We start from the raw sequence: 18,073 nt of genomic DNA, 5'->3' as shown, positions 1-18,073 counted from the left end.
GCGATAAATAAACCAACCCAAGGTGAAAACGTGAGTAAAAAAGCTGGTTCTAGGAAAATTAAGAACCCAACTGAAAAATCCAATGGATTTCTGTGGGCTCTTCTGGCACTACTCGTCGTGGTTGTTGCCGTTGTAGCCTATGTTGTTGTGCAAGGCAAAGCACACCAGGCTAACAAGTACGCTGATTATGACAAAGAATCTGTTAGCTTTACTGGTAGTGTGACCGATTCTGCCATTGTTCTCAAAGCAGATAACGCTAAGAAGGATGCGAAGAAGATCGACTTCTACGAGGACTTCTCGTGCCCGCACTGCGCCGAGCTTGGTGAGGTCACCGACGGCCCCATGAAAAAAGCCATCGAAAACGGTGACATCGTTGTTAACCTTCGTATTTTGAACTTCCTTGACCGCGACAGCCAAGACGGCAACTCCACCAAGGCTGGTGCCGCCGCACTCGCTGTGGCGCAAAGCGGTGACTGGGAAACGTACTGGAACTACCGTGCTTTGCTCATGAAGGAGCAAAAGACCATCTACGGCCAGTGGGGCGATAACGACTTCGCTGACGTTGCCAAGAGTCTTGGCGCATCTGATGAGGTAGCTCAGAAGATTCGCGAGGGTGGTGCCAAGGAGGACTTCCGTAAGTTTGCTGAGGCCAACTCCAAGAAGCTGGAGAAGGACGGCGGCAGCGTTTCCTCGCCACGCGTCTTTATCGACGGCCAGGAAGTAGAAAACGGAATCGAAACCTGGGTTGAGCAAGCAACCTCTTAAAAACCGCCCGTGATGTGCAGATTTTGCCATCATGCCATGCTGCAGTAATATCAACCACGAACAAAGATCTTTGATCTTGTTTGTCGGGGCTATGGCGCAGCTGGTAGCGCATCACACTGGCAGTGTGGGGGTCACGGGTTCGAATCCCGTTAGCTCCACCGACAACCCCTCACCTAAACCGCAGGTGAGGGGTTATTTTTATACCCACAACACGCAAGACTTTTACGATCCCACGACATTTCCACGACATCCGCCAAAATGCCTCCCAGAGTCTCACCAACAGAATCCAGATCGTCATCAAAAAGAGCCGCATATGTATCCAACGTCATGGCCACCGAAGCATGCCCCAACTGCTTCTGAACCACCTTCACATTCGCCCCAGCCGACACCAAAAGCCCCGCCGCCACATGCCGAAGCTTCATGCGGGGTAAGGCTTGGAAAGCTAGAATCTTCCCCTGGACCCTCTCAACCGCCGCACGAAACCACCCAGTCGTAGCATTCACAGGGCGCAGCGGCTCACCATTAGCACGCGTAAAACCCACATATCTTGAGACTTCCCACGGCACTGCGCGTACAGCATCCGCGAGACCGGCAGACTCATAGAAACCTCGCGACGCTCATGTGTCTTAGGGGGCAGACTCCACCCAACTCGTCTTCACATACGACACCGAGCGCCTCACAGTAATCCTTGCACGGTCAAAATCAATATCACCCACCTTTAGGCCTGCCAGCTCACCCCAACGCAGTCCCACAGTGCCTAAAACCCACACGATGGTCCCGCAGTCCCTACTGGAGTCCCCCGCGGCCTTAGCGAGCGTAGAAAGCTGCCTAGGGGTGAGAAAAACCTTCACAGGAGCACTCTTCTTTGGCAGCTTCACCCCATGCGCAGGATTAGTCAGGATGAGCCCATCCGCCACGGCCACATCAAGGATTTGGGAGAGCATATTGTGAAAATTACGAACCGGGGACCCGGACTTCCCCATTCCAGATACCCACGCCTGAATGCTAGAGGTGCGAATCGCACCAACCTGCCATTCCCCCCCCCCATTGCTTGATAACGCGAGCACGGATGGGCTTGTCGCGGTCAAGTGTAGATGCCTTGAGATGCTGTCGGCCTTCCCACCAGATTTCAGCGAGATCCGCTACACGGGTTTTCCCATGCTGCGGATTAACCCACGACCCCTCGGTATAATCGTCGTGGCGTTTTGTCGGCCCAGCGCTGTGCTTCTGTCTTGGTGCGGAACCCTTGCTTGGTGTGCGATCTTCCATCGGGGCTACGGTATTGGACGCGCCAGGCGGTGCCTTTAGCGGTGGTGCACTTCTTGATAGAGGCCATGAGGGGATTTTTCGTAGGGGTGGTGTTTGACGGGGTGGTTGATGTTTAAGAGATCGTTTAGCACATTAAAATGTTGTAGCGCCCATAGTAAAAAGCTAGGCACCTACCCGTAAGAATAGGGAGGTGCCTAGCTTTTAACCTCAGGGATTAGTCGTTGTTACGTCTTTTCTGGTTTGTAAAGAATACGATTATTCCGCCAATAGCTGATAACAGGATCGCGAACAGGGCTATCCAGATAACAGATGCACCTGTTTTTGCAAGCACACCTTTACCGCGTTCTGGCTGTGGAGCTGTAGGTGATGGCTGCGCTTGAGGCGTAGCTGTCGGAGTTGGGGGGTTCGGTGCTGGGGGCACTATTGAGGGGGTAGGGATTGTTGGTTCTGTGGTCGTTGTACTTGTGGACGAAGAGGTTGTTGGTTCTGTGGTCGTTGTACTTGTGGACGAAGAGGTTGTTGGTTCTGTGGTCGTTGTACTTGTGGACGAAGAGGTTGTTGGTACTACAGGAGGTACCACAGGGGTGTACTTATTCACTGCAGTTACAACCAATGGAAGCTGGACGCTTTCATCACGCGGGGTTACCGTGAACGGATTCTCAGAACCGCTCTTTTCGCCATTGGTTAGCCAGCTCAAAGAATGCGTATAACCTTCTAGCTCCACAGGAGTTTCAGTGATCTTACAAGTCGAATTGAGAAGGAGATTCTCAATCTTTGCCTCCTCATTATGAGCAAGCGTGTTTTCACCGCTAACCTTTGCACCCTCGTTAGCTGTGCATTCCCACTTGAACGTGAACTTCTCTGAAGTTTCTACACCCTCTACTTTTTTCTTAAGGGTGAAACTACCAGTTTGCTTTGGCTCAAATTTGTTCGTTGCAACGAGATGGACGGCCTCTTCGCTTGGATCTTCAATCGTGATGTCGACGGTAGCAGTGGAATTGAAGCTAGTGGCCTTATTATCTTTGTCGATTACAACCCAAGATGTCGTAAGCTTCCGGCCTTCTCTTACCTCTGGGGTTTGTTCTTTGACTGTGCACTTTAGACCTTTATCCAAGTCTTTAATATGGGCGAATTCGCCGTGTTTTACCTTAACTTGGCCATTTTTATCCATTCCACCATTAGCAGGCGTGCACTGGTAGTCGAATATGTATTCTTTGGCTTTGTCTTCTTCTGTTCCTACAACGCTTTTCTCGATGGTGAAACCACCTTTGCTGCCTCGTCCTAGGCCACCGGCGTTGGGGAAGCGAACGTGTCCTTCGACCTCGACGTTGTCGATTGTGGCCTTGTTTGTCACGATGCTACCTGGTGCAGGCTTGGTTTTTGTCACAGCTGTAAGCGTCAGGATAGGGCCGGATTGTTCGTATAAGCCACGTGGGAATTCAACGGAAACTTCGCCCGAAGTGCAGTTAATTGTGTAATTATGGCCTTGTTGAGCGGCTTCATTTTTTAGATTAGTGACACCATTGATCGTTCCACCGCTGGGGTTGCTATCCTTATCGTAAATTGCATGTTTTACATGCTGTGCTTGTCCGTTTCCTCCCTGAACGAAGGAAGATACAAAGACTGGATAATAGCCGTTAGCGTCGTTCGCGTCGCAGGTAAACTTCCATCCTTCAGGGGCTTTATCTGTAACAATGACTCGGTAATCATTGTGTTGGTGCTTTTTAGGATCGATTCCTACTGACCACTGGATTTTGTAGTTGCCAGTTTTCTCATCGTAACCGGTGTATTCACCGATTTTTGAGTCATCGTGGAAAAGTCCACCCTCACGTTGCTCAAATTTGCCAAGCAGACTGTCGCTATTACATCCTGTGAAATTCAGGCTACCGTCGAAACTGCTACTTGTATTCCATGCAACAGAGACGAATGCACTGCCCTCAACATCGAAGTTACGATTCTGGAAATCGGTGAGCGTGATGATGAATTCGTCGCCGGACCATGAACCAGTGGCGACGATCTCGCCGTTTTTATCTTGAAGCGGAACTGTTCCAGTATTGACAGCTTTTAGTTCTTTTGGAAGTTTGATTGTGATGGTATCGCCGGCTTTGGCGTTTTGGTTGGCTTTCCAATCAAATTGGACTTCTGCGAATCCGCCCGGACCTACGTATTTTCCGTTGTTGATGTTCGGACTATCGTCTTTCCATTTGATATTCGACCAGGTGCCACCTGTGCACTGTGTTTGTGCTATCGCGGAGGGGGAGCGCTGGATGACGAAAGGCACGACGGTTGCTACGATCAGCAAGGCGAATAATGCAGCAAGCCATGGGCTTTTAGCTAGGGCCTTTAGTGTGGTGTGTCTTAGTTTAGAGGTCATAGTCTTTTCATCTTACGGTGTAGGAAATCAGGGGGAGGCATTGCAAAATGATATAAATTTAGTGTATTTAAATATTTTGATAACGGTATGCTCAGATTCTATGTTTGTGGGCGTATACGCACAAGTTCGGTAACGAAGCAACAAATGTCTTATTGGGCACAGGGCGAAGGAATGTGCGTGTTTTCCAGTTTGAGGCTATATTTCAGGGGAAATGGTTCACGGAAAATTTTTTAGAGTGATATAAAGATTCCCTAGTCATAACTGTAACCACCTGCGCAATAAGTGAAAATGGTACGCACCAACTCCTAGTTAAAAACTGAACTTTTTCTACCGCACAGGAGCCCTCACCATTCTAGGTGTGTCCGATCTTATGGAAGAAGATGCCGCAGACGTTCCAGCTTTCATCGATCCACACTGTGACAGAAACTGGCTTATCACACGTATTGCAGAGCAAGGAGCTCACCTAAAAGAGATTGGCGCAAATTTTTGGACAGTCTGACCTAGAAACCATCATGAGGGTCTACATGAAAACTCGAGCCGGGCGAACCGACACACTCATGGGTAAGATCAACGACAGCATGGGGTAAAAGACTCAGGGAAAACTAGATAAAGGCATGTTATAGTTCAAAACAGTTCCTCTTTGTGGTGAGTAGGAGCAAAAATAAACCCCGAGGTAGAGCACAGCTTCCTCGGGGTTTACCTCAAGATGTGATCATCGGCGGGTTCTAGGGGGCGTGGAAACACCTGGCAAGAATTGGGTGATTTCATGGGCTCGAAGTGGGATCCAGAGTCTGCGGTGGTAGCGCGCTTGCGCGCATTGATAAAAGCAAGAAGTTCGGTGCGGGCGGCTGCAGCGGCAGTGGAATTGCCGCACTCAGTGGCTTATCGGCTCGCTCGTGAATTCGGGTTGCTTATAAGGCAGGTAAGGCGGGTAAAACCGGCTGAAAGCGATAAGATTGCCCAGCTGTGACTTAAAGGTCTAGCGCCGATGGATATTGTGCGCGAACTGTCTGTCAGTCCGAGCGTTGTCTATCGCATCGGTATTGGGCTGGGCTTGTGGCACCGTAATGAGCATGGGCGCACTGCGAAAGCTACGGCACGTCGATGTGAGTATCTTCAACTGCGTGCCCATGCTCTTGGCCGTAACGATGCGGCAGCTGTGTGGCATTCATCCGCGTGTCGCGGCCGATATTGATAAAGGGCTCGTCAAGTTGACAACAGGGCGCAAGCCTTGCGTGCCCCACGGGCCGGATGTGGCACTGTATAACAGGCTTATGCATGTCATCCCCCTATGTTGACGGCCGTGAAGCGGTTCCCGTCCAGATTATCCCGCAGGAGCGTATCGATCAGCGGATTTCACCGAGGTACCTATCCGTGGAGGAGTGCGAGATCATCTTCGATATGAAACGATGCGGCGCAGGAGTCCGCGAGATTGCCCGACACTTAGGGCGCTCAGCTGGCACGATCAGCAAAGAGTTTGCGCGCAACCGTGACGAATTCGGGCTGTATCTGCTTTCGTATGCGCATCGTCAATCAGTCCTACGGCAGTTTCGGCCTAAAAGCGCAAGGTGGATGCCAATCCGCAGCTTCGCAACGCAGTGCGGTCGATGTTTAAAGGTAGGTATTCTCCGGAGCAGATTTCCGGAAGGTTGCGCAGGGACTATCTTGGCGATGACACTATGTATGTGTGTCCGGAAACTATTTATCAATCATTGTTCTTCTAGGCCAAGGGGGCTGAAGAAAGAGATCGCTGCGGCATTACGCCGCGGTCATACGTAACGTAAGCCGCGTGGTCAGCGTGTTTCTCGTCAGCGTTTTGTTGACCTAATGATTATGATTTCCAACTGGCCGGCTGAGGTTGCAAGCCGTGCTGTTCCTAGTCACTGGGAAGGGGATTTCATTCTTGGTAAAGGAAACAAGTCAGCAATCGGTACCCTCGTTGAGCGTAGTGCGAGGTATGTCATGTTGCTTCATTTGCCTTATGGTCACGGCGCCCAAGAAGTCCGAGAAGACTTGGTCAAAGCTATTGGTGGCCTGCCGCAGCATCTTAAAGGATCTTTGACATGGGATCAGGGAAGTGAAATGGCTGGTCATCAATCTTTTTCTATTGCTACTGATTGTCCGGTGTATTTTTGTGATCCAGGCTCGCCGTGGCAGAGGGGAACCAATGAAAACACTAATGGCCTGTTACGGCAGTATTTTTCCTAAAGGAACCGATCTGAGTATCCACACCATTGAAGAACTTGAATCCGTTGCTATGTAACTCAATCGTCGGCCACGCAAAACTCTCGGTTACGATACACCAGCTGAACGAATGGTTGTGTTGTTAGAGTCAACTGAAATATAGGACGTGTTTTCCACGAACCCTAGAATCCGCCCAAATGGGGTAAATGTCACACAGCGACGTAGATCCTTGCCATGATGGGAATTATGAGCGATCCAATTACCATTCTTGATTTATCTGATTCGTTGTCTCGACTGTCGTCGGAGTCGGTGGGCCGTCTTGTTGTGCACCGCAAGGATGATCTCGATATTTTCCCCGTAAATTTTGTGCTTGATAATTCTGCTGAGCAGCCTCGGGTGTATTTCCGCACGGCTGAAGGCACCAAGTTGTTTAGTGTGAACCTCAATTCTGATGTGTTGTTTGAGGTGGATCGCTTTGATGATGCAGAGGGCTGGTCGGTGGTCCTTAAGGGTAATGCGCATGTGGTTCGTGATACTGAAGAGGCTCGACATGCGGATACACTCGGCCTGAAACCATGGCTGCCAACGTTAAAGTACAACTTTGTGCGTATCGACGTCCGCGAGGTATCCGGCCGAGCGTTTGTCTTTGGGGAGGAACCGGAGCGCTACTAGTTCCACCAGGTGTCATCGGGTTCGACGGGCAGGTGGCGCTTATGTTCGCCAATCTTCCAGAGGTGCTCGATGCGCTGTTGTGCCTCGGGTGAGACTTCTCCATGTCCCTCGATGTAGGCGTCGATTTCTCGGTAGGTTACGCCGAGTGCTTCTTCGTCGGGAAGCGCTGGGCGATCCTCTTCGAGGTCGGCGGTGGGGACTTTTTCCCACGTGGATGCTGGTGCGCCTAGGTGTTCTAGGAGGGCGGCACCTTGGCGTTTAGATAGGCCTGCAAGCGGGAGGATGTCGGCGCCGCCGTCGCCGAATTTTGTAAAGAATCCGGTGACGTTTTCTGCGGCATGGTCGGTGCCAATCACGAGCAGTTTCTTTTCCCCAGCGAGTGCATATTGGGCGATCATGCGTTGGCGGGCTTTGATGTTGCCTTTATTGAAGTCGCCTACGTCTTGAAGCCCCAATGCTTGGGCGGTGGCGCGGGCGGCTGCGTCGGTCGCTTCTTTAATGTTGATGACCACACTGTGGTCGGGCTGGATAAATTCTAGGGCGATGCGGGCATCGTCTTCGTCGGCCTGTACACCGTAGGGGAGGCGGATTGCCCAGAATTCGGCGGGGTAGCTGGCCTCTCGTAGCTGTTCTACTGCGAGTTGGGCGAGGCGGCCTGCGAGCGTGGAATCTTGTCCGCCGGAGATCCCTAGCGCGAAACCTTTGGTGCCAGAGTGCTTGATGTAACGGGTGAGAAAGTCGACGCGGGTGCGGATTTCTTCCGCTGGGTTGATGGTCGGTTTAGTTCCTAGTCGGTGGATGATGTTGTTGCGCATGGGGGAAGTAGTCATGGTGTAATCTTATGCACCAAGTGGCACGGTTTGGCATTTGGTTGTGCTATGGGATAGTATTGTTCCTCGTGTCATGGCAGGCTTTGTCGGAGTCTCGCCGTCGTAAACTGTAAAGCCCGTTCAAGGCTTTTGTGGAGAAGAAAGGAGCGCCCGATGAAGGTCCGTAAGTCCCTTCGGTCGCTGAAGAACAAGCCGGGCGCTCAGGTTGTGCGTCGTCGCGGCAAGGTCTATGTGATCAACAAGAAAGACCCACGTTTCAAGGCTCGTCAGGGCTAATTCGTGTTATAACTTCAAAGACCGTCACCGAGAGGTGACGGTCTTTTTTGTTATCTCTGCAAAAGATCCTATGCTTCTTTGATTCGTGCGATCACGTTTTCTGCGGAGATCAAGCACATGGGCACACCGACACCGGGTACGGTGGTGCCGCCAGCGTAGTAGAGGCCTTTGACTTTCGATGACATGTTTTTGCCTCGGAAGAACGCGGATTGCATAAGGGTATGTGCCGGTCCGATAGCGCCGCTAGACCATGCGTGGTAGCGCTCGGAAAAGTCGGCGGGCCCAATTGTTTTGGTTACCACTATGCGCTCGGCGAGGTCGCTGATACCGGTCCATGTGGCGATCTGTGCGATTGTTGCGCGGGTGATTTCTTCGACTCGTGGGGAGGCGGTGCGGTGGTAGGTGTTGCCGTGGCCGATGGCGTCGTTGGCGGGGACGGGCACGAGGATGAAGAGGTTTTCGTGTCTCTCGGGGGCGGCGTCGTGGTCGGTTGCGGAGGTTTTGGAAATGTAGATGGAGCGGGACGCATCGAGTGGTCGGGAGGAGTGAGGGCCAGAATAGACGGCGGCGAAATCGGGGTCCCAGTCTTTGCTGAACAGCAGATTGTGGTGAGCGAGTTCGGGAAGCTGTCCGCGTACGCCGAGCATGATGAGGACAGTGCCGAGGCCTGGGTTGCGTTTGTGCCAGTAGTCTTCGGGGTAGCTGCGCAGGTGGGGCGGTAGCAGGTGGGTTTCGGTGTGGTGGAGGTCGGCTGTGGAAACAACTACGTCGGCGTCGAAAGTGGAGGTGCCGTGGGGGCCGGTGGCGGTGATTCCGCAGGCGCGACCGGATTCGATGGTGATGTCGGTGACTTCGTGTTGGTAGTAGAACTCCACGCCGGCGTCGCGGTCGATTTTTTCGATGGCAGACATGATCGCAGCGAATCCACCGCGGGGTAGCGCACGCCTTCGACGAGGTCGGTGTGGCTCATGAGGGAGTAGAGCGCGGGCGCTTGGGTGGGTTGGGTGGATAGGAAGACTGCGGGGTAGCTCAGTATTTGTCGCAGGATGGGGTGGTGGAATCGGTTGCGTACCCAGGTATCAAGTGAGCTGCTTAAGAGTCGTGCGAGGTAGGGGAGGCGGCGAAGGATGTCGGCACGCAGGAAGTCGCGTGGGTTGCTAAAGGTGGTGTAGAGGAAGTAACGCAGGGAGAGGTGGTACACCGTGGAAGCGTCGCGTAGGTAGCGTCGTATTTTTTTGCCGGCGCCGGGGTCGAGGGCGTCGAAAAGCGTTGCGACGTTTCCCACGCCACTATCCACGTCGATTGCTGGGGATCCTTCGGGAAAGAGCCGATAGGCGGGGTGGAGATCGACAAGTTCGTAGGCCTGCTCGGTGGTGGTGCCCATGAGCTCAAAGAAGCGGTCGTAGGCTTCGGGCATGAGGTACCAGGAGGGGCCGGTGTCCCAACGGAAGCCGCTGTCGATGAGTTGGCCGGCGCGGCCGCCAGGGGCGTCGAGTTTTTCAAAGACGCGCACGTGGTAGCCCTCGCGTGCAAGGAGTCCGGCGGTGGCAAGACCTGCGACACCGGCGCCAATAACAATTGCGTGTTTAGCCATGTAATGCTCTCCAGGGGGCTTGGGTGATGATGGCGATTTTTTGGGCTTTGGGGATACGGATCCGAGTGTGGGTGACTTCGACAGCGGAGGCTTGGTGGATACGGTCGGTTAGGGCTGTAAACAGGTCTGCGGCTGCTTGGACACCGACACGGGCGTCGAAAGGCAAGAGTGGGATACAGCGGTAGGCGGCGGCAAGGTCGGTGCGGATGTCGGCGACGAGGAGCGCCTTGGTGGCGTCGGTAAGCTCGCCGGTGAGCTGGGGGAAATAGTTGCGTCCGAGTACGTGGGTGTCTTCTTCGAGGTCGCGCAAGAAGTTGATTTTTTGGAAGGCTGCTCCGAGGCTGCGGGCTCCGTGTTCCATCAGGGTGCGCTCGTGGGGGCGGGGGTGCTGTTCTACGAGGAAGGCGTCCAAGCACATAAGGCCTATGACCTCGGCGGAGCCGTAGACGTATTCGTTGAACTCGGCTGCTTCGTAGGTGTGCTTGTGCAGGTCGTTGCGCATGGAGGCGAAAAATGCCTGGATTTGTTCAGTTTTGAATTTGCAGCGCCTAGCGCTTAGCGCCCAAGCGTGGAGGACGGGGTCGGCGTGGAATCGTTGCGCGGGGGCGGCGAGGACGGCTGCTTCATAATCGTCGAGCAGCTGGGAGATGGCGTGGGGGTCTAGGCCTGCCATGTGTGCTGTGCCGTCGACGATTTCGTCGGCGATGCGCACCATGGCGTAGAGGTTGCTGATGTCCGTGCGGATGCGGCCACGCAAGAGTTTTGTGGCTAGGCCGAAGCTGGTGGAGTAGCAGCTGATGATTTCATGTGCTGCTTTGCATGCCGCGGTGTCGTAGCGAGAGAGGAATGTTTGCCGGTGGTCCACGTGTCCTGATCCTATCAGCAACGCCAATATAACAATCTGATAACGTCCGTGCTGGGCTTATGCGGATGTGTTTTGGGTGAGCTGGGCATATGTGAAACGGCTCGTTTTGACCCTCGCTGGGTCCAACCTCAACATGTAGGGGTCCTGCGCACGTGGTTGCTGGGGGTTTGTTAAACAGGGATACTAGATATTGTGCCGGTTGCGGAAAAGTACCACAAAGTATAGTGTCTTTTCATGTCGCCGAGAGTAATCTCGTTCCCTCGGTAATCTCATAATTTGTTAAGAAATAGGAAGTTTGCGCTATGTCTATCACCGTGTATACCAAGCCAGCTTGCGTCCAGTGCAACGCAACCAAAAAGGCTCTCGACCGAGCCGGATTGGATTACACCCTCGTAGATATCAGCGTTGACGATCAGGCCCGCGACTACGTCATGGGGCTCGGGTATCTGCAGGCACCTGTCGTTGAAGCAAACGGCGAACACTGGTCAGGCTTCCGTCCTGAGCGCATCAGTTCCTTGGCGGCACAGGTAGCGTAGCGCCACACATCACTTTGTGCCGCCACGGCAGCAACTGGGTTGTTCCGTCGGCGGCTTTCCTTATGTCTATATAAAGGAAGGGATATCGGCGAAATGCTGATTGTCTATTTCTCTTCGGCTACTGAAAACACCAAAAGGTTTGTAGAGAAACTGGGATTTCCGTCCCAGCGCATCCCCCTCACTAGGACTGACACCCCGCTGCGTGTCGACGAACCCTACGTTCTTGTGTGCCCAACGTACGGCGGGGGAGCGTCGATAAGCGGAAACAACACAAAGCCAGTACCAGTTCAGGTGATTAAATTCCTGAACAACGAACATAATCGCAGTTTTATCCGCGCGGTCATCTCGGGCGGAAACTCCAACTTTGGCCTTGACTTTGGTAAAGCTGGGGATGTGATTTCGCAGAAATGTTCGGTACCCTATGTGTATCGATTTGAACTCATGGGCAACGATGAAGATGTAAGGCTAGTGCGCGACGGTCTGCGAGAAAACGCAGCGGCACTAGGTCTTGAAAAGTAACTGAATATTTTCCCCTATCCATCAAGCAATCTTGTAAGGATTTGTCTCGTGAATCAATCTATGGGAAGGCACGTTGCTGAGCCAGTATCCCGCTCTGAGCAACTCGACTACCACGCACTGAACGCACTGTTGAACCTTTATGACGCAAACGGACGAATCCAATTTGATAAAGACCGCGAAGCGGCCAACCAGTTCTTCTTGCAGCATGTCAACCAGAACACGGTGTTCTTCCACGATCTAGAAGAAAAGATCGAATACCTCGTAGAAAACAACTACTACGAGCCCGAAGTACTGGACAAGTACTCCTTTGCGGACATCAAAGACCTATTCAAACAGGCCTATGCGCATAAGTTCCGCTTCAAGTCATTCTTGGGTGCCTACAAGTACTACACCTCGTACACACTCAAAACCTTCGACGGTCGACGCTACCTCGAACGCTTCGAGGATCGCGTGTGCATGGTGGCGCTAACGCTTGCCGACGGTTCCATCGAGCTGGCTCGTAACCTCGTTGACGAGATCATGACCGGACGTTTCCAGCCGGCAACCCCGACCTTCCTCAACTCCGGTAAGGCCCAGCGCGGCGAGCCGGTATCCTGCTTCCTGTTGCGTATCGAAGACAACATGGAATCGATCGGACGTTCCATTAACTCCGCACTACAGCTTTCTAAGCGCGGCGGCGGCGTGGCTTTGCTACTGAGCAACCTGCGTGAATCCGGTGCGCCGATCAAGAAGATCGAGAACCAGTCTTCCGGCGTTATCCCCGTGATGAAGCTGCTCGAAGACTCCTTCTCTTACGCAAACCAGCTCGGTGCCCGCCAAGGCGCAGGTGCTGTGTACCTCAACGCACACCACCCCGACATCTTGAGCTTCTTGGATACCAAGCGCGAAAATGCCGATGAGAAGATCCGCATTAAGACGCTGTCGTTGGGCATCGTGATCCCGGACATCACCTTTGAGCTGGCCAAGCGCAACGAAGACATGTATCTGTTTAGCCCCTATGACGTTGAGCGCGTCTACGGAAAGCCATTCGCAGATATCTCTGTCACCGATCTCTACGCTGACATGGTCGAAGATCCTCGCATCCGCAAGACCAAGATCAATGCGCGTTCGTTCTTCCAGACCATCGCAGAGATCCAGTTTGAGTCCGGCTACCCGTACATTATGTTCGAGGACACCGTTAACCGCGCCAACCCCATCGAAGGCCGGATTAACATGTCCAACCTGTGTTCGGAGATCCTGCAGGTCAACTCGCCATCAGTTCTTAACGCCGACCTCACCTACGAACACGTTGGCGAGGACATTTCCTGCAACCTTGGCTCTATGAACATCGCCATGGCCATGGATTCCGCCGACTTTGCTAAGACCGTGGAAACCGCAATTCGTGGCTTGACCGCTGTCTCCGAGCAGACCTCCATCGATTCGGTGCCGTCCATTAAGAAGGGCAACGACGCAGCTCATGCCATTGGCCTGGGTCAAATGAACCTGCATGGTTACTTGGGGCGTGAGCACATCTTCTACGGTTCTGAAGAAGGATTGGACTTTACCAACGCCTACTTCGCGGCTGTTTTGTACCAGTGCCTGCGTGCGTCGCACAAGATCGCTGTCGAGCGTGGCCAGCGTTTCGAGGGCTTTGAAACATCCGAGTACGCTGATGGCAGCTACTTTGATCGCTTCGACCCCGCCGATTTTGCGCCTAAGACCGCTAAGGTTCAAGAGCTATTTGAGAACTCCACCATTGTTGTGCCAACAGCGCAAGACTGGGAAGAGCTCAAGCAGTTGGTCATGAAGGACGGTTTGTTCAACCGTTACCTGCAGGCTGTGCCTCCGACCGGTTCGATCTCGTACATCAACAACTCCACCTCGTCGATTCACCCGATCGCTTCTCGCATCGAGATCCGTAAGGAAGGCAAGATTGGTCGTGTGTACTATCCAGCGCCACACATGGATAACGACAACTTGGAGTACTACCAAGATGCCTACGAGATCGGCTTTGAAAAAGTTATCGACACCTACGCGGTAGCAACCAAGTATGTTGACCAGGGACTTTCGTTGACGCTGTTCTTCAAGGACAACGTGACTACCCGTGACATCAACCGCGCGCAGATCTACGCATGGCGCAAGGGAATTAAGTCCTTGTATTACATCCGTCTACGCCAAGTTGCCCTTGAGGGCACCGAGGTCGAGGGGTGCGTGTCCTGCATGCTATAAAAAATCCCCCTCACGGGGGATTTTCGTAGAAGCTAGCTGGGGGAGGGGATTAACGCTCTCCCAGTTCGGCGTCCATGCGCAATAGGCCGGTTCCGGTGTCTGCCATACGCAGGCGATCGAGGATTTCCTTCACGGTTGCTTCTTCTTCAATCTGCTCTTGCAGGAAGCTATCGATCAGTGGACGGGAATCGTGGTCCTTCACAGACATGGAAAGATCTGCAAGTTCGCGGATCATGCTGGTAATCTTCTGCTCGTGAGCAAGGGATGCCTCAAATGCTTCGATAGCGGTTGCAGCATCAAGCTTTGGAGGTGCGATGTCGCCGATCTGTGGACGGTAGTCGCGGTTCAGAAGGTGCTTGGAAAATGCTGCGGCGTGATCAAGTTCTTCCAGGTGTTGCTTCTTCATCCAGCTGCTCATTCCGGTCAAGGAAAGATCATCCAAGATGTAGGAGAGCTGGAGGTAAACCATGGAGGCTTCCAACTCGGCGGTGATTTGGTCGTTTAGTGCTGCTGTCAGCTTCTCATTGATGCTCATGCTATTGATGTTAAAAGTCCAATAAGGAACTGTCAGCTTAAGATAGCCCAGCATAACTAGGGTTTTTGAGTTTGGATGCCCTTGCTTAACTAAAAATTTTTCAGCTTGAATAATTGCTTAGCGTTTGTCTAAGTGGGCTGGTTGAGTGACCTGTCGTGGTGAGATTTACCACGTTTTGCTGCAATTGAAAATCAATCACCAATAAACATAGCCAAACCAAACCCCGTTCTGTTTGATGTGTTAAAGATCACATTTTGGGGTTGTGGTGTAAGCTCAAAAAGACTTGCCAAAAAAGGAGTGTGTAACAACCTGTGACTACGTACAACGCATACTTTGAATCTCATCCGAAGCCGGTAGCGGCAATTAACTGGAACTCCATTCCGGATGAGAAAGATCTTGAAGTTTGGGACCGCCTGACGGGTAACTTCTGGCTTCCAGAAAAAATCCCAGTGTCTAACGACATCAAGAGCTGGAACACCCTTAATGATCTGGAAAAGCGGACCACCATGCGCGTGTTCACTGGCCTGACACTGCTGGATACCATTCAGGGAACCGTTGGTGCTGTGTCGATGCTTCCTGATGCTGTGTCTCTTCATGAGGAGGCGGTGTATACCAATATTGCCTTCATGGAAAGCGTTCACGCGAAGAGCTATTCCAATATCTTTATGACGCTTGCGTCCACACCGGAAATTAACGACGCATTCCGCTGGTCTGAGGAAAACGAAAACCTCCAGAAGAAAGCCAAGATCATTCTCTCTTACTACGAGGGTGACGATCCGCTGAAGCGCAAGGTTGCCTCGACGCTGTTGGAGTCCTTCTTGTTCTACTCGGGCTTCTATCTTCCGATGTATTGGTCTAGCCACGCCAAGCTTACTAACACCGCGGACATCATTCGCTTGATCATTCGCGACGAGGCTGTGCATGGCTACTACATCGGCTACAAATTCCAACAGGCGTTGCTCAAGGAAACTTCAGAGCGTCAAGCTGAGCTCAAGGAGTACACCTTCGACCTGCTCTACGATCTCTATGACAATGAGATCCAGTACACCGAAGACCTTTATGACGATCTTGGCTGGACGGAAGACGTGAAGCGCTTCTTGCGGTACAACGCCAATAAGGCCCTGAACAACTTGGGTTATGAGGCATTGTTCCCTGCGGATGAGTGTCGCGTGTCTCCGGCAATTCTTTCTGCGCTGTCCCCGAATGCTGATGAGAACCACGACTTCTTCTCGGGCTCTGGTTCTTCCTATGTAATCGGCAAAGCTGAGAACACCACGGACGACGACTGGGATTTCTAATTTCATGAAAACCGCTGTGCAACTAATTTAGTTGCACAGCGGTTTTCTTTGTTCAACCTTTAGGTTGATCGCGGGTGGGGGTGAAGTCGGGGTCGCATTCTATCGCCCTAAAAAATTGACTTTTTGCCCAAAAAATGTGGCGACAGTCACCTGAATTGGATTATCTCGGAGGAAACTCCAGTACAAAGGCGTTGCGACGTCTCCCTGACTGCTGGATCACACTTTGCAATGTTAATGGTGTGAAACGTGGTTCTAGGGTAGTGGCTGGATTAGTGCCATAGCCTGCCATAAGATGTCACAGTGTAAATCTGGTCACCTCATACCCGCCGTGGTATGGGGTACCCACAAGTCAGGAGGATCGTATGACCGCTGTGGCGCCGAGGCTCGAAAATTATGCCGAGCCAACAAGGCCCGCACCAACCGGTGGTGCCCGCAAGGGAACGCTGGCGTGGAAGATGCTGACCACAACTGACCACAAGCTGCTGGGCATGATGTACATCGTCATGTCCTTCGTGTGGTTCTTCGTTGGTGGTCTGATGGCTCTGCTTATTCGTGCCGAGCTCTTCAGTCCAGGACTTCAGTTCCTGTCTAATGAGCAGTTCAACCAGCTGTTCACCCTTCACGGAACCATCATGCTGCTGGCCTTTGGTACGCCAGTCGTGTGGGGCTTTTCTAACTATGTTCTGCCATTGCAGATCGGCGCACCTGACGTGGCATTCCCACGTCTGAACGCTTTCGGCTTCTGGATCACACAGATTGGCGTCGTCGCAATGCTGGCAGGCTTCCTCACCCCAGGTGGTGCGGCAGACTTCGGCTGGACGATGTACCTGCCTTTGGCTGACTCCATCCACTCCCCAGGCGTGGGCGGCGACTTCTGGATCATCGGTGTGGGCGCAACTGGTGTGGGTACCATTGCTTCCGCCGTGAACATGATCACCACCATCCTGTGCATGCGTGCACCAGGTATGACCATGTTCCGTATGCCAATCTTCTGCTGGAACATCTTCGTTGCTTCCGTCATCGTTCTTCTGATCTTCCCACTGCTCACCGCAGCAGCTTTGGGCGTTATGTACGACCGTAAGCTCGGCGGCCACATCTACGATCCAGGCAACGGCGGTGCCATCCTGTGGCAGCACCTCTTCTGGTTCTTCGGCCACCCAGAGGTGTACGTCCTTGCACTGCCATTCTTCGGTATCGTTTCCGAGGTCATCCCAGTGTTCGCTCGTAAGCCAATGTTCGGCTACATCGGCCTGGTTTTCGCAACCTTGTCGATCGGTATGCTCTCCATGGCTGTGTGGGCTCACCACATGTTCGTTACCGGCGCAATCCTGTTGCCATTCTTCTCCTTCATGACGTTCCTCATCTCGGTTCCTACCGGTGTGAAGTTCTTCAACTGGTTGGGCACCATGTGGCGCGGTCACATCTCTTGGGAGACCCCAATGACGTGGACCATGGGCTTCTTGGTGACGTTCCTCTTCGGTGGCTTGACCGGTATTATGCTGGCATCCCCACCACTGGACTTCCACATCTCTGACACCTACTTTGTGGTTGCACACTTCCACTACACCCTCTTCGGTACCGTGGTATTCGCTTCCTACGCTGGTGTGTACTTCTGGTTCCCGAAGATGACCGGCCGCATGCTCGATGAGCGTCTGGGCAAGATCCACTTCTGGATCACCTTCGTTGGCTTCCACGGCACCTTCTTGGTTCAGCACTGGGTTGGTAACGAGGGCATGCCACGTCGTTACGCTGACTACCTCGAGTCTGACGGATTCACCACCTTGAACCAGATTTCTACCGTGTTCTCCTTCTTGCTTGGTGTCTCGGTTATCCCATTCATCTGGAACGTGTTCAAGTCCTACCGTTACGGTGAGATCGTGACCGTAGACGACCCATGGGGTTACGGCAACTCTTTGGAGTGGGCAACTTCTTGCCCTCCTCCACGCCACAACTTCACGTCGCTGCCACGCATCCGCTCTGAGCGTCCTGCTTTCGAGCTGCACTACCCACACATGGTGGAGCGCATGCGCCGCGAGGCTCACATTGGACACCACTGAGCCAGTGAACAAGCGATAAACTGATCGCTTTCTGACTTTGAACGAGGACCTAGGTTTTCCTAGGTCCTCGTTTTTGTGCTACCCAGTACAG

Annotated in this window: 15 protein-coding genes, 1 tRNA gene and 3 pseudogenes; 11 read left to right on the top strand and 8 right to left on the bottom strand. The window is 52.8% G+C overall.

Features of this window, described 5'->3' with window-relative positions; translation table 11 throughout:
• The first annotated feature begins 30 nt into the window (after positions 1-30).
• On the top strand, positions 31-765 hold the full coding sequence (locus CIP100161_RS09490; RefSeq protein ID WP_155873904.1) for a DsbA family protein: 735 nt from the start codon (positions 31-33) through the stop codon (positions 763-765).
• Between the two features lie 85 nt (positions 766-850).
• A tRNA-Ala gene (locus CIP100161_RS09485) sits at positions 851-923 on the top strand.
• A gap of 15 nt (positions 924-938) precedes the next feature.
• Here the strand turns inward: CIP100161_RS09485 and CIP100161_RS09480 are convergent.
• The 4 genes from CIP100161_RS09480 to CIP100161_RS09465 form a co-directional block, all read right to left on the bottom strand.
• The gene (locus CIP100161_RS09480) at positions 939-1,187 is read right to left on the bottom strand and encodes a tyrosine-type recombinase/integrase (protein WP_408609465.1); all 249 of its coding nucleotides are present in this window, start codon (positions 1,185-1,187) and stop codon (positions 939-941) included.
• Between the two features lie 204 nt (positions 1,188-1,391).
• Positions 1,392-1,709, bottom strand: coding sequence for a tyrosine-type recombinase/integrase (locus CIP100161_RS09475; RefSeq protein ID WP_166443167.1), 318 nt, complete (start codon positions 1,707-1,709; stop codon positions 1,392-1,394).
• A gap of 224 nt (positions 1,710-1,933) precedes the next feature.
• Positions 1,934-2,101, bottom strand: coding sequence for an Arm DNA-binding domain-containing protein (locus tag CIP100161_RS12590; protein ID WP_390884962.1), 168 nt, complete (start codon positions 2,099-2,101; stop codon positions 1,934-1,936).
• A gap of 147 nt (positions 2,102-2,248) precedes the next feature.
• A complete protein-coding gene (locus CIP100161_RS09465; RefSeq protein ID WP_155873895.1) occupies positions 2,249-4,408 on the bottom strand; it encodes a DUF5979 domain-containing protein in 2,160 nt (719 codons plus the stop codon).
• A gap of 391 nt (positions 4,409-4,799) precedes the next feature.
• Between CIP100161_RS09465 and CIP100161_RS12205 the strand changes: the two are divergent.
• From CIP100161_RS12205 to CIP100161_RS09455, 3 genes and pseudogenes are all read left to right on the top strand, one after another.
• Positions 4,800-4,995: pseudogene (locus CIP100161_RS12205) on the top strand (site-specific integrase); the annotation flags it as partial.
• 533 nt (positions 4,996-5,528) lie between these two features.
• A pseudogene (locus tag CIP100161_RS12195) lies at positions 5,529-6,755 on the top strand (IS30 family transposase).
• A gap of 71 nt (positions 6,756-6,826) precedes the next feature.
• Entirely contained in the window at positions 6,827-7,264 is a 438-nt protein-coding gene (locus CIP100161_RS09455; RefSeq protein ID WP_155873893.1) for a pyridoxamine 5'-phosphate oxidase family protein, read from the top strand.
• Here CIP100161_RS09455 and nadE read toward each other — a convergent pair.
• Positions 7,261-8,094 (bottom strand): ammonia-dependent NAD(+) synthetase, encoded by an 834-nt coding sequence (gene nadE / locus CIP100161_RS09450; RefSeq protein ID WP_155873892.1) that lies wholly within the window; start codon positions 8,092-8,094, stop codon positions 7,261-7,263. The two genes, CIP100161_RS09455 and nadE, sit on opposite strands and share 4 nt — an antisense overlap.
• 153 nt (positions 8,095-8,247) lie before the next feature.
• Here nadE and ykgO point away from each other — a divergent pair, with 153 nt between their 5' ends.
• A complete protein-coding gene (gene ykgO, locus CIP100161_RS09445; RefSeq protein ID WP_003852698.1) occupies positions 8,248-8,370 on the top strand; it encodes a type B 50S ribosomal protein L36 in 123 nt (40 codons plus the stop codon).
• A 68-nt stretch (positions 8,371-8,438) separates the two neighbouring features.
• On the opposite strand, the pseudogene CIP100161_RS09440 reads toward ykgO, so the two are convergent.
• Both CIP100161_RS09440 and CIP100161_RS09435 read right to left on the bottom strand, forming a co-directional pair.
• A pseudogene (locus CIP100161_RS09440) lies at positions 8,439-9,964 on the bottom strand (phytoene desaturase).
• Complete coding sequence (locus CIP100161_RS09435) at positions 9,957-10,829, bottom strand: phytoene/squalene synthase family protein (protein ID WP_155873891.1); 873 nt, start codon at positions 10,827-10,829, stop codon at positions 9,957-9,959. Before CIP100161_RS09435 ends, CIP100161_RS09440 begins: the two are co-directional and overlap by 8 nt.
• Positions 10,830-11,131: 302 nt before the next feature.
• On the opposite strand from CIP100161_RS09435, the gene nrdH reads away from it, so the two are divergent.
• The 3 genes from nrdH (at position 11,132) to nrdE (ending at position 14,092) form a co-directional block, all read left to right on the top strand.
• Complete coding sequence (gene nrdH / locus CIP100161_RS09430) at positions 11,132-11,365, top strand: glutaredoxin-like protein NrdH (protein ID WP_010935390.1); 234 nt, start codon at positions 11,132-11,134, stop codon at positions 11,363-11,365.
• 93 nt (positions 11,366-11,458) lie between these two features.
• On the top strand, positions 11,459-11,884 hold the full coding sequence (gene nrdI / locus CIP100161_RS09425; protein ID WP_155873885.1) for a class Ib ribonucleoside-diphosphate reductase assembly flavoprotein NrdI: 426 nt from the start codon (positions 11,459-11,461) through the stop codon (positions 11,882-11,884).
• 60 nt (positions 11,885-11,944) lie between these two features.
• A complete protein-coding gene (gene nrdE / locus CIP100161_RS09420) occupies positions 11,945-14,092 on the top strand; it encodes a class 1b ribonucleoside-diphosphate reductase subunit alpha (protein WP_155874574.1) in 2,148 nt (715 codons plus the stop codon).
• 49 nt (positions 14,093-14,141) lie between these two features.
• Here nrdE and CIP100161_RS09415 read toward each other — a convergent pair whose 3' ends face one another.
• Positions 14,142-14,627, bottom strand: coding sequence for a ferritin (locus CIP100161_RS09415; protein ID WP_155873884.1), 486 nt, complete (start codon positions 14,625-14,627; stop codon positions 14,142-14,144).
• Between the two features lie 311 nt (positions 14,628-14,938).
• Between CIP100161_RS09415 and nrdF the strand changes: the two genes are divergently transcribed.
• The gene (gene nrdF / locus CIP100161_RS09410; RefSeq protein ID WP_155873883.1) at positions 14,939-15,925 is read left to right on the top strand and encodes a class 1b ribonucleoside-diphosphate reductase subunit beta; all 987 of its coding nucleotides are present in this window, start codon (positions 14,939-14,941) and stop codon (positions 15,923-15,925) included.
• A gap of 362 nt (positions 15,926-16,287) precedes the next feature.
• On the top strand, positions 16,288-17,982 hold the full coding sequence (ctaD, locus tag CIP100161_RS09405; RefSeq protein WP_014318111.1) for an aa3-type cytochrome oxidase subunit I: 1,695 nt from the start codon (positions 16,288-16,290) through the stop codon (positions 17,980-17,982).
• Positions 17,983-18,073: the final 91 nt, after the last annotated feature.

The sequence above is a fragment of the Corynebacterium rouxii genome (assembly GCF_902702935.1).
Taxonomy (GTDB): Bacteria; Actinomycetota; Actinomycetes; order Mycobacteriales; family Mycobacteriaceae; genus Corynebacterium; species Corynebacterium rouxii.
Note: the sequence above shows the minus strand (reverse complement) of the source record. Positions and strands in the feature narration are given on the sequence as shown.